This is a genomic window from Desulfosporosinus paludis (assembly GCF_045689965.1).
Lineage (GTDB): Bacteria > Bacillota > Desulfitobacteriia > Desulfitobacteriales > Desulfitobacteriaceae > Desulfosporosinus > Desulfosporosinus paludis.
Genome location: NZ_CP144211.1, coordinates 3,056,223 through 3,068,344, shown reverse-complemented (window position 1 = coordinate 3,068,344; position 12,122 = coordinate 3,056,223). Strand labels below are relative to the sequence as shown.

The following is a 12,122-nucleotide window of genomic DNA, read 5'->3' as shown; positions in this document are numbered from 1 at the left end:
CTCAAGTTTCTGTCATGGAGGAATATTCTGTATATGCTGGCAAAACTCCTTCTTTTATAACCCGTTTTGACAATATTTGTTCACCATGTCGATATATTCGAGGGATTCTGGCATTTGCCACTGTTCGGCGCAAGGGAATTCTTACCTCATCCCCTAAGGAACAGTTTAACATTCCAATATCAAGCACTGTAAGCTGCATCCCTATCTTCCCAGCAACGCGCACAGATTGGCCCTTCAACTCCACTCGTTCCTGACCTATTGATATTCCGAATAACGCGGCAAAATTCTTAAGGACAATTTTCAAAAAGTCAATTCCCCCCTGGGGAACCAGATGAGGCACCAGCCCAAAACCATCTGCATATCCCACAGGAATTACCGCTAATTGCGTCTCAGACTTAGTGCGATAAATACTTTGGTATCCTACATATGTCCCCTTAGGGACCTTACGCAATTGAGAGATTTTACTTTTAGCGGCCCAAGGATCCCGCAGCTTAATTTTCCCGCTAAATCCCGGTCCAGGATAATGCCCCACCAATAAAGTACCAATTCGCACAAAGTCATGATGCCACTCAGGGTAATCCAGAAATGCTGCGCTATTGCACACGTGTTGCCAAGGTGAACTAATTCCCAAAGTATTTAAACGAGCTAATGACGCCTGGAACCGTTCATATTGCGCTGAAGTAAACTGCTTGTCCTTTTGAGCTGCTCGGGCAAAGTGAGTATAGGCTCCCTCAACCCGAATATGAGGAGCACAAGCCAAAGCCTCAGCCAGCTCAGCCAGCTCGGAAGGCCAAAATCCCGTCCGTCCCATACCGGTCTCCAGTTTAAGATGGACTTTAACTTTCGGAAAACCCTCTTGTTCCAGCTCTAAGCTTACCTCGTTCAATGTCTTGATCCAAGAGACTTCAGACAGTGTCAAGTGTAATTCCGCTTTTATCGCTTCAGGCCATTCTGCTTTGGTCGTTGGACCCAATACCAAAATGATCCCCTTGATGCCATGCTCTCTCAAGATAAGGCCCTCATCAACTTTTGTAACAGCAAAGGCCTCGCATCCGGCCTGCTCCAAGGCCCTGGCCACTTCAACAGCACCCAGGCCGTAAGCGTCAGCCTTAACCACAGCCATACATCGTGCCCCAGGCCTAAGATGCTTGATGATTTCATGATAGTTTTCCACGACAGCATCAAGATCGACCTCAATCCAGGTTCCCGTCATGACCTTATCCCCTCCGCGCTCTCCGCAACTTGCCAATAATTCCCTTAACGACATCTGAGTAAATCGGTTCTAAATGATTCCATAAGAAATAAATAAGCGGGCGATAAACTAAGTCCCATTCTCCAATGAATTCCGTATACTCTCCATTGAACCCTTTTTTGAAGCGATAAAGCCCATAGAGCGGATTATCCTCCGTCAAATGCCCCGGAACCCCACGGAAATCATAAAGCGTGCAGCCCAAAGATTTCGCCCAGCGAATCATTTCCCATTGGATTAAGTAATTAGGCATGACATTTCGATGCGCATTCGATGATGCCCCATAAATATACCAAGCTTTATCTCCGATAACAAAAGCCAAAGTTCCGGCGATAACCTTCCCTTCAAATTCCCCGATGAACAATTCCCCTAATCCCACAGGAACTAAAGAATCATAAAGATCTTCAAAATAAGAATAAGCCCGTACCAAGAAATGGTCGCGCTCGGTCGTCTCTTTTAAAACACGATAAAACTCCGGTAAATCAGCACGTGTTCCCCGTCGTATCCGAACTCCTTTTTTCTCAGCCAGACGAATGTTATAGCGTGTTTTCTGCTGCATATTTGCTAATAACGTGGCCTCATCGGGAGAAATATCCAACCGAAATACATATTTGGGCTGAACTCCTTCAAACCCCTTGCCGCTCTCAGCAGAGCGGAATCCACGGGAAACTAAAAATTGTTCCAACTCTTTTTCCGAGGAAGGAACATCCGGATCGACTTTAAGAAAAATAGCCCCTCGTTTCTTCGCTAACTTACGAATTTCCGCCAACACGAAATCGAACAGAGCCGTATTCTTCCAATCCAATACCGGACCACGTGAAGCATAAAAAATAGGAGTTCCCACGACGGGAATTTTACGCTCCAGAATCGAGACAGCCGCTACAATTTCCCGGTCTTCCTCAACAACCAGCCTCCAGGGCACCCATCCTGTACGGCTCTTAATCTCTCCCCATTCCCAAGACTGGAGCACATGACCCTTTTGATGATGAGCTAAAAACGTATTAAAGCGAGATTGTTCGCTTTGATCAATCCATCGTGCCACATAAGCCATCGGTCTATTCCCCTCCTCTTCCCATTCTTACCAGGGTTTCATCCGCCTAATCAAATAACTCATTATTACACAGGAAGAGCCCATGCAATCCCCTTAATCCAAGGCTCAGCAGAACTCTCCTAAGTTAGATTCCATAATTATCTCTTGTATGTATGAATTCGAGGCAAGCCTTTCGATAAACGTTAAAGTAAGCTACCCCTCGCTTCTCATCAAGACTAGGGACGCAGTGTCATACGAGCGCAACATATCTCTGCTAAGCAACATTACGAATCTCAGAAGTTGCCCTCAAAACAAGACGGTGCACATGAAATGTGCCGTCTCCCAAAAAGCCACCGTTCGAGCAAGAGTACCAGACCATCTCCAAAGAAAGCCCCAACCATCCCAAGACCAGGGACGCAGTGTCACACGAGCGCGACGTCTTTTACGTAAGCAGAACAGCAAACTCCGTGAAAGCGACCCTAAACACGGGGCAGTGCACAAGGATGTGCACTGCCGCCATTGCGCCAAGGCCCCCTCCCGCCATCCTTGGCTCCGGGGGCACTTGGCCATCCATGGCCGGCGGACGGCGCATATGGCGGGCACCCCGCTCCCCTAAGACAAGAGCTTGAACGGTAGTTTGCTCTGCGTCGTAAGATCGAGCGCTGTGTGACACAAGTCCCCTACTTTAAGGCCGCCCCAATAAACTCTCGGAAAAGTGGATGAGCACGATTAGGCCGAGATTTAAACTCCGGATGGAACTGAGAAGCAACAAACCAAGGGTGATCCGGATATTCTGTGATTTCCACAAGACGGCCATCGAGAGACGTCCCCGAGAAGCGTAAACCAGCAGCTTCAAGTTCAACACGATACTGGTTATTCACCTCATAGCGATGCCGATGGCGCTCATAGATCACTTGGTCTTGATAGGCTCGATACGCTTCACTGCCTTCAACCAACTTCGCCGGAGATATCCCTAAACGCATCGTACCGCCTTTTTCTTCAACATCCTTTTGCTCGGGAAGGATGTCAATGACCGGATATAAAGTATCGGTATCGAATTCCGTACTGTTGGCATTCTCCATCCCGCAAACATTACGGGCAAACTCGATAATCGCCGTCTGCATACCTAAACATATCCCTAAAAAAGGAACTTTTTGTTCCCGGGCATAGCGGATTGCCTCAATCTTTCCTTCAATGCCCCTGTTTCCAAACCCACCTGGAACAAGAATTCCGTCGACCCCTTCGAGATACTTTTCGGCAGATTCTTCTTCTATATTCTCTGAGTTAATCCAGCGAATTTTAACCTTAGCTCCGTGCTCTGTTCCTGCCGAACGCAAAGCCTCAGCAACGCTTAAGTAGGCGTCAGGAAGGTCAACATATTTGCCAACAATGGCTATCTCTGTCTCCAAGGTCGGAGACTTAATTCTTTCCACCATAGCTTTCCAGGCCGTCATATCTGCAGGAGGAGCCTCAATTCCCGAACGGCGGAGGACAATATCATCAAGCCCTTCTTTCTGAAGCATTAAAGGAACTTCGTAGATCGTAGCGGCATCCAGACCAGGGACAATAGCCTCTTGCTCAACATCGCAGAGTAAGGCTAACTTTTCTTTCATTTCTTTCGAAAGTTCTTTTTCTGAGCGACAAACAATAATAGTCGGTTGAATTCCAATTCCTCGCAGTTCTTTCACAGAGTGCTGGGTCGGTTTGGTTTTCAATTCACCCGACATAGGCAAATAAGGGACTAGAGTGACATGTATGTAAATGACATTCTCTAGGCCAATATCATTTTTCATCTGACGAATAGCCTCTAGGAAAGGCAATGATTCAATGTCTCCAACCGTACCTCCGATTTCAGTGATCACAAAATCCGGATGACTTTCCCGGGCTACACGATAGATTCGTTCTTTGATTTCATTAGTAACATGGGGAATAACCTGAACGGTACCTCCTAAATAATCCCCTTTACGTTCTTTGCGAATAACGGACCAGTAAATCTTTCCCGTTGTAACATTGCTGTTTTTGGAAACTGGTACATCAATAAAGCGCTCATAATGGCCTAGGTCTAAGTCCGTCTCTGCCCCATCGTCCGTTACAAACACTTCACCGTGCTGATAAGGACTCATCGTTCCAGGGTCAACATTAATGTAGGGATCAAATTTTTGAATAGCTACTTTCAGGCCCCTATTTTTCAAAAGACACCCCAGAGACGCAGCTGTGATCCCTTTACCCAAGGATGATACGACACCGCCCGTCACGAAAATAAATTTTGTCATGCGCTTTACCCTTTCCTTTCAGAGCTTTAAATATGACCGTACAAAACACATAAATAAAGCTAGTCTGCAACTGCACTAGCTTTAGTTTATCTCAGAAAGACCTTGCGGCGTGGATAATCCAACGCCACTATGCTTCTTTCCTGTATCCTATTCATCTATTTTAGCTAGACTTCCAAAGGATGTCAAGCTGACATCCTTTGGAATATGTCATCATACACCTTTGCTCTTACCATTTTTCCTCGGAGGGTTCCTCAGTGGTATCCTCAAAGGCCTCATCCATCTCCAACGTGTCTTCATCTAAAATATCGTCTTCCAATTCTTCAGTATCAACATCTGACTTGTCGTCATCACCTGAAACCTTATTCATCAAGGTGATTGAAGACGATCGCCGCGATACTTTTGCCGGTTCCCAAACCTTAAGGCCCCATTCTCCACGGCCAAGAAATGTGAATCGCGTATCAAGATTAATCTTTGTCAACGCTTCAGCAATTCTTATGGCCTCCCGAGAGATACCCAAACGTTGGAGTACTTCTTCTATTAAATTATGATAATGCATAGGGTTGCCTTGGGCTTTTAGAACCTCATAAGCAATATCTGCTTCTGTCGGCTTATCGTTTTTACTTAAAGAGTGGGTCAAAGCTCCACCGCCCTTCGTCTTTTTGAATATCACTATATTCGGCCCACCCCTAAATATTTCCTGCTTGTCGATAGTTTAAACATAAATTTAATAGAAAGAAAACTCACATTTTTTCCGGGGCCGATACGCCGAGAATTCCTAAAACATTGCCGATAATTTGTCTCACAGCACGCACTAAGCTCAGACGGGCTCGACGCAATGGCACATCATCGACTAGCACACGTTGGCTGTTATAAAACGTATGGAATAGCCCTGCCAGATCCAATACATATCGAGCTAAGCGATGAGGTTCCAAAAGGCGTGCCGCAACTGTGATCTCGCTTGGGAAATCGGCCATCTTTTTAAGCAAATCTCGCTCTTCTGTAGAATCCAATAGTTTTAGATCGTCTTCTGACGGAGATCCGAGATCTCCAAGTTCTTGAGCTTGCCTCAAAATACTGCACAAACGAGCATGGGCGTATTGTACATAATAGACAGGATTATCCGAGGACTGAGCCTTCGCCAAGTCCATATCGAAATCCACTGTGGAATCTGGGTCCCGAAGATTAAAGAAGAAGCGTGCTGCATCTTTTCCAACTTCGTCCATTAACTCCCGCAACGTAATATATTGACCGGAACGTTTGGACATTTTAACAACTTCGCCGCCTTGAATAAGCCGCACAAGCTGCATCAAAATAATTTGAAGATTGTCCGCATCATACCCTAAAGCGGACATTGCCCCTTTCATCCGGGCGACATGTCCATGGTGATCAGCACCCCAAATATTAATAACACGGTCAAATCCTCGATCGAACTTATTGCGATGATAAGCAATGTCCGCAGCAAAATAGGTTGGTGTTCCATTGCTTCTAACGACCACTTCGTCCTTTTCATCGCCAAAAAGTGTGGACTTAAGCCAAAGTGCGCCTTCCTTTTCATAGATATACTCTTTCTTTTGAAGGTCTTCTAAAGTTGAACGCACGGCTCCAGAATCATGCAGGGACTGCTCGCTAAACCAAAGGTCATAATTAACGCCAAAATCCTGAAGAGCCTCTCTGATATTCCGCATTTTCTCATCCAGAGCATACCTCACCAAAAACTCTCGTCTTAAGCCCGGTTCTACGGAGAGGTACTTGTCCCCCTCTTTGGCAATTAAACCTTTCACAGTCGTGACTAAATCTTCCCCCTGATACCCACCTTCAGGGAAAGGAGCATCCTGGCCTAACTGTTGCAAATACCGAGCTTCCAACGACAAGGCGAAGTTGTGAATTTGGTTTCCTGCATCATTAATATAAAACTCCCGGGAGACTTCGTATCCAGCCATGGTGAGTAAGGAAGCGAGACTATCTCCAAGTGCAGCTCCGCGGGCATTGCCCATATGTAATAACCCAGTAGGATTAGCACTCACAAACTCAACTTGAACTTTCTGTCCCTTACCCATGTCAACCTGTCCGTAGTGCTCCCCGCTTGGAGGACTTCTTTAATAACACCCGTAAGCCATAATGGATTTAAATGAAAGTTAATAAAACCAGCCCCTGCAATTTCCGAAGTTTCGATCCAAGTACCCGTTTTATCCATGTGTTTGATGAGTGCAGCGGCTATCTCCCGCGGAGGGCGTTTCGCCTGTTTAGCCATTACCATCGCTAAATTTGTGGCCAGATCTCCGTGCTGCCGTTCTCTCGGTTCTTCTAAAACAAAGCCGGGTAGCTCCTCGAAATTCAGTTCTCCTTGTGCTTTAGCGCTGTTTGCAGCATGTTCCAACTGCCTAATAATTTTTGCTTTAACATCCTCATAGAGACTCATTGAGGGTTGTCCTCCTTTATTGTTACCAACAGCAAATTATGACTTACAAAATTATCATCGACAAAAAGGTCATATTCTAGACTAATACGTCCCCCTTGCGCTGTCAAGTCACACTCGACACGTTGCGGCAAAACGCTTAACCATATCTTTCCGTAACAAGTAGTATAACTGCAGCGATTCCGAACCCCTACTCTAAATTCTTGTGCTAAATCGACGGCACCTTTACGGTTAAGCGTAACTGAACCTTTTTTAATGGTCAGGAAGGTTGTCACCCCTTCAAAGCCACTTGTACTTTCTGGTTCTTTATAGACAACGTAGAATGCAGCATTGCGCTCATAATATGTTCCAGGCGCGGACAATTCCTGCTGATCTTCCTGTCCCTCCTGGTACTTTTGTCTTCCCAGAATTTGAACGGTTACTCTCTTCTGCAAATCCGTTGACTCCTTTCCTCCGAACCTCGGACGGAAATGCCCTTCTTACCCTTTGGCAATCACAAATAAGGAATATCTAATGTGCCTATTCTCGTTAGCCCGGGAAAACTCCTTCATTGATTTTAATAAATTCCTCAAATAAAAAATACGGCTTGAATTATTGCTTTAAAATCGTTACTGGGGTCCTAAGTTAACAACGAGAGGGAAACAATCCCTCTCGTTGATCTGTCCCCTGTCATTGATCCTTAATTTACTAAATGACGGTCTTTAAGACAGTCCCTTTATGAATTTACTGGAGATACTCTCCGCGCGGTGTCTTGATGATCCGCTGGATTTTTTCTTCATTGCCATTTTGAGCGTTAAGATATAAGAGATATTCCTCATCCATGTATCGGCCACGGAATTCATAAGCATAGATTTCCTGATTCCCAGTTTTGGCAATAACGGCTAAACGACTTTCCAGAACTTTGAAATTCGGGCGCAACTTGCGAACTGCCTGTTCCATTGTTATCTTAGCTGGGAATGTTCTGGAATGGTGAAAGGCATAATAGGGTGTAGAATCAAGGCTAACCAACTGTCCGTTGTCCATGGCAATTGACAACCTAACTTTATCTGGATAAAGTCTAACTCCATCCTGTTCCGCCACAGCATTAAATTCTACATAGGAGCCGAAATCTTCATTTGAAGTGATGACAAGTTTCCAACCCAGCGCTTGCAAAGCCACCTGGGCTTTTCTCGTCGCATCTTCCAGGCTTAAGGTGCGAGGATCAATCGAGCGTTGATTTTGATAAAGCGTAACTACTCCACCCTGGCGACTAACCTCCAGATAGGCGTCTTTATATTGCCAAGAATATCCTCCGAGATCGCCTTTCGACTCTCCTGCAAAATCCGGCGTCACATTAACATAACCTACTTTGCTCAAAAAGCTTCGTGCCACGCTTTGGGCCTGCGTACGGGTGACTTGTCCAGCAGGGAGACCCAGCGGCTTCTGAACAACGCGTGCTGAAAACTCCCCTGTATAGGAGAAAGGAGGGAGCTTCTGGAGACTGGCATCCAGCTGATCCAACCCTGACCTTACAGACTTAGAAGCAGCTTCTGAGCCGTCTGCAGCTGCTTCAGCTATTTGAGGACCTCCAAATCCCAATCTCTGCCTTATGGATGGAGCCGGATCTGTCCAGGCTAGATTTTCCGTATCCATTCGTGTCATGATTGTTTGAACTTTTTGGTTGACGGGTACCAGGCGGTCGTGAATCTCTTGCAGGTTTTTCTTGTCTTCTTCCGAAATGGTACCCCCGCTTGCAACTTTCTGAGCCAATGTTCTAGCAAAATCACCCGATTGAGTTAAAAACTGACCAATATAGCTAAGCCCCGTCTGTTCAGCAGGAATTTGGGCAAAATCCTTCAGTGCACCGTCACTTTTACTCGATATTTGACTTAAGTAGAAAACCTGCTGGTTAGGGCTATTCGCCACATTACCCTTAGCCATATCTGTCTCTAATTGATCAAGATGACTCGCAAAATCGTTTAAAGCTCTGTGACTATTGTTCTCTGCAGTAAGGCGATATTCCCCCGCCAGACGATATTCATTGAGTCCCCAACCTAAAGAGATTAACAGCGCCGCCGCTAAGGTGCCTACCCAGAATCTTCTATGCATGTTTCTCCCCCTTACTTCGTAAAAATATGATTGCCAATTTTGATGATTTGAGGCCGTGACCAAATGTATTTATTGGTTGTTTTCGCCGGATTAAAAAAGAAAAGCGCACCTTTCGAAGGATCAGAACCACTTGCGGCCTCTTGAGCAGCTTTGATGGCGGAAGCCGACGGCGGTAAATTAATCTGCCCATCATTGACACTGGAAAATGCCCCCGGCTGATAAATAATATCCGCTATTGTCTTGGGGAACGCCGGGTCTGCTATACGGTTGATGATAACTGCCGCTACGGCAACTTGCCCTCGATAAGGTTCCCCTCGGGCCTCTCCGTTTACCGCATGAGCCAAAAGGTTAACATCAATATTTTTATTCCCAACGGACTTTCCAGAAGCATTGGTACTTTGACCGGTTAAAAGCTTTAACTCCTTGATTGTTTGCGTTCCTGCCAATCCATCGACCTTTAGCCCATGATCCTTCTGAAAGTTGCGGATGGCCGCTTCTGTTTTTGGACCGAACTTCCCGTCAATGGGTCCGACCACATAACCTAATTGGACCAGCTTGCTTTGCAGATCATTAACCTCTTGGCCTTTGCTCCCCCTGCCCAACTGCCGATCCCCTAAAGCCCCATATGCCATCCCAGATAGGGCAATACTGAGAATCACTACGACAAGGAGAATAATCCACCGAGGTCTGACACGTAATTTCATACCCTCACCTCACTTTTTTTTAGTAGTCATTAGTGTGGCAAAAGAGCAGAGAATTTATCCAACATTATCCTCGAAACTTAACGCGCCAGACTATGCCTTTAACGATTAGGTGAGATTAGAATGAAGCAACCAGCAGGTACTTACCCAATCTTTGTAGAAAGAGTAGCTAACTAACTGAAAGGAGAGGATACTGTGTATTATGAAGGGATTCTATACCGACCACCCAGCGAGGCTAGAAGTGTCATCTTGCAGATCACGGTTGGCTGCCGCCACAATGCCTGTACTTTCTGTACCATGTACAAAGATAAAACCTTTCGGATAAAATCGCGCACAGAAATAAAGGATATTATTACTGCAGCCCTCGTCCATAACGCCAAGGCAGAACGGATATTTTTGGCAGATGGAGACGCTATTGCCGTAGATACATCCTTACTTCTTGAAATTCTTGATAACCTTTATGCGAGCTTCCCTCATCTCCAACGCGTGGGGATTTATGGAGGGCCTAAGGATATTCTTGCCAAAACCCCTGAAGAACTGGCTGCCTTAAAAGCCCATGGCCTAACCATGGTTTATTTAGGGGTGGAAAGCGGGAATGAAGAGGTTTTAGCATCCGTTTGCAAAGGAGTAAATCCTAAGCAAATGATCGAGGCGGGAGAGAAAGTTAAAGCAAGCGGGTTAGTTCTCTCGTGCACGGTGATTATAGGTTTAGGCGGACTTTCCCTAACTCAAGCCCACGCCCTCGATACAGCTCACGTCATCAGTACCATTGATCCGGAATATTTAGGCGCCTTAACCCTCATGGTAGACCCTGAAGCTCCTTTGTCCAAGGCTATTGAGCACGGTGATTTTCAGCTCCTAACCCCTTGGGAGGCTTTAACGGAACTGCGTACTATGCTTGAAAACCTAGAGGTTTCCCACTGCGTTTTTCGAAGCAATCACGCCTCCAATTATTTGCCTCTTAGGGCTACACTTCCCGCTGATCGAGCTGAACTATTAAAAACCCTCGACAGAGTCCTGGAAGCTTCCTCCTCCGAAGAACTTCGTCCGGAATATTGGCGAGGATTTTAATTAACATCTAAAAAAGCAAAGAATCGGATCAACCGATTCTTTGCCTCCTGCTTGATGCCAATGCTAATTGCAGCATTTCCTCCACGGCTCGCTCCGTAGAATGCCCTGCTAAGGCGATTGCCGCTTTGGAGCGCATTTTTTCAATATCCTCCGGATGGTGTAACAAATGACCCAACATTTTCGCTAATTCTTCCTCATTCTCCGCGATCCATCCTGCCCCGATGCCTTGCACATATTGAGCGTTCTCTTCCTCTTGTCCCGGAATCGGTCTGAAAATTATTAGCGGCAAATGCTTAGTAAGCGCTTCGGATACTGTTAATCCTCCCGCCTTAGTAATAATCAAATCGGACACTGACATTAATTCCTCAACGTTATGGACGAATTTAAAGCGGATCAGAGGGTTCCTCGCCTGAGCAATGACATCATCAAGAGAATCATACAGTTTTTCGTTGTCTCCGCAGACGACAATACATTGCACCGGAACTTGTGAACCCGTCAGCGTTTTGCAAATTCGTTTGGTACTTTCTAAGATTACATACGTTCCACCCATGAACAAAAAGGTTGGAAGGCCCGGCGTTAACCCTAATTTCTCCAACGTAGTCATTCGGTCCTCTCGCTCTTCAAATCTTGGGCTGACTGGAATACCCGTTACATGAATATTTGGCGCTTGAATCCCCCAAGACATTAGCGACTCCTTAACTTTTGCACAAGCTACTATGTAGCAGTCCACTCCTGGATGAACCCAATGGCTATGCACGGTGTAATCCGTGATAACAGTAATTAATGGAACCTGAAGAATTTGTTCAATCCTTAATTGAGCCAGAATTGACGATACTGTCGGATAAGTACACACGATCAAATCCGGTTTAAACTGTTGAATGTAATTTAGAAAATTGCTTCGTCCGATTTGGTTCAGCAAACGTTGACTCATTGATTGAGGTTGTTTCTTGCCCGTTTTATAATAAAAACGGCCCCATAGCTTTGGTGCTCGTTTCAAGAGCCCACTATAAAAATCTCTAATGATCGTGTTAACTCGCATATTTAGAAAAGCGCCGAAATCCAAGTGAATAATTTTAGCAGAAGGTTCCTTGATCCGTATCCCTTCAATAACAGCTTCAGCCGCTCTCAAATGTCCGTTTCCAAACGACGCGGAAAATACGAGAACCTTTAGTTGCTTCAAAATTGGCCCTCCCTCTCAATGACTACCCTAAAAGGACACTATAATATTGGTTTCTTTGTATCTATTATAGGGATTACCCAAGGAAAAAGAAAGCCGATATTCAGGCAATGCTCA

The 12,122-nt window shown here is 45.6% G+C and carries 10 protein-coding genes and 1 pseudogene; 1 reads left to right on the top strand and 10 read right to left on the bottom strand.

The window, feature by feature from the left end; all coding sequences use genetic code 11:
• Nucleotide 1: 1 nt before the first annotated feature.
• The 9 genes and pseudogenes from alr to sleB form a co-directional block, all read right to left on the bottom strand.
• On the bottom strand, nucleotides 2-1,213 hold the full coding sequence (alr, locus tag VZF35_RS15435) for an alanine racemase (protein ID WP_407306198.1): 1,212 nt from the start codon (nucleotides 1,211-1,213) through the stop codon (nucleotides 2-4).
• Nucleotides 1,214-1,217: 4 nt separating this feature from the next.
• Nucleotides 1,218-2,300 (bottom strand): lipid II:glycine glycyltransferase FemX, encoded by a 1,083-nt coding sequence (locus tag VZF35_RS15430; protein WP_407306196.1) that lies wholly within the window; start codon nucleotides 2,298-2,300, stop codon nucleotides 1,218-1,220.
• A gap of 421 nt (nucleotides 2,301-2,721) precedes the next feature.
• Nucleotides 2,722-2,952, bottom strand: a complete 231-nt coding sequence (locus VZF35_RS15425; RefSeq protein ID WP_407306194.1) for a hypothetical protein — start codon at nucleotides 2,950-2,952, stop codon at nucleotides 2,722-2,724.
• Nucleotides 2,953-2,959: 7 nt separating this feature from the next.
• On the bottom strand, nucleotides 2,960-4,552 hold the full coding sequence (locus VZF35_RS15420) for a CTP synthase (RefSeq protein WP_407306192.1): 1,593 nt from the start codon (nucleotides 4,550-4,552) through the stop codon (nucleotides 2,960-2,962).
• 226 nt (nucleotides 4,553-4,778) lie between these two features.
• On the bottom strand, nucleotides 4,779-5,222 hold the full coding sequence (rpoE, locus tag VZF35_RS15415; RefSeq protein ID WP_407306189.1) for a DNA-directed RNA polymerase subunit delta: 444 nt from the start codon (nucleotides 5,220-5,222) through the stop codon (nucleotides 4,779-4,781).
• A 70-nt stretch (nucleotides 5,223-5,292) separates the two neighbouring features.
• Nucleotides 5,293-6,971 (bottom strand): annotated as a pseudogene (gene argS / locus VZF35_RS15410) (arginine--tRNA ligase).
• Entirely contained in the window at nucleotides 6,968-7,402 is a 435-nt protein-coding gene (locus VZF35_RS15405) for a DUF1934 domain-containing protein (protein ID WP_407306187.1), read from the bottom strand. Before VZF35_RS15405 ends, argS begins: the two are co-directional and overlap by 4 nt.
• A 289-nt stretch (nucleotides 7,403-7,691) precedes the next feature.
• Nucleotides 7,692-9,056 (bottom strand): PepSY1/2 domain-containing protein, encoded by a 1,365-nt coding sequence (locus VZF35_RS15400; RefSeq protein ID WP_407306185.1) that lies wholly within the window; start codon nucleotides 9,054-9,056, stop codon nucleotides 7,692-7,694.
• Nucleotides 9,057-9,067: 11 nt separating this feature from the next.
• Nucleotides 9,068-9,760: a spore cortex-lytic enzyme gene (sleB, locus tag VZF35_RS15395; RefSeq protein WP_407306183.1), complete on the bottom strand. Its 693-nt coding sequence runs from the start codon at nucleotides 9,758-9,760 to the stop codon at nucleotides 9,068-9,070.
• Nucleotides 9,761-9,952: 192 nt separating this feature from the next.
• On the opposite strand from sleB, the gene VZF35_RS15390 reads away from it, so the two are divergent.
• A complete protein-coding gene (locus tag VZF35_RS15390) occupies nucleotides 9,953-10,828 on the top strand; it encodes a radical SAM protein (RefSeq protein WP_407306181.1) in 876 nt (291 codons plus the stop codon).
• A gap of 28 nt (nucleotides 10,829-10,856) precedes the next feature.
• Here the strand turns inward: VZF35_RS15390 and VZF35_RS15385 are convergent, their stop codons facing one another.
• Complete coding sequence (locus VZF35_RS15385) at nucleotides 10,857-12,008, bottom strand: MGDG synthase family glycosyltransferase (RefSeq protein ID WP_407306179.1); 1,152 nt, start codon at nucleotides 12,006-12,008, stop codon at nucleotides 10,857-10,859.
• Nucleotides 12,009-12,122 lie beyond the last annotated feature (114 nt).

Bases quoted from the DNA above. Each gene is read 5' to 3' on its own strand.
- sleB (WP_407306183.1), bottom strand. From the start codon at position 9,760: ATGAAATTACGTGTCAGACCTCGGTGGATTATTCTCCTTGTCGTAGTG.
- VZF35_RS15420 (WP_407306192.1), bottom strand. From the start codon at position 4,552: ATGACAAAATTTATTTTCGTGACGGGCGGTGTCGTATCATCCTTGGGT.
- VZF35_RS15430 (WP_407306196.1), bottom strand. From the start codon at position 2,300: ATGGCTTATGTGGCACGATGGATTGATCAAAGCGAACAATCTCGCTTT.
- alr (WP_407306198.1), bottom strand. From the start codon at position 1,213: ATGACGGGAACCTGGATTGAGGTCGATCTTGATGCTGTCGTGGAAAAC.
- VZF35_RS15400 (WP_407306185.1), bottom strand. From the start codon at position 9,056: ATGCATAGAAGATTCTGGGTAGGCACCTTAGCGGCGGCGCTGTTAATC.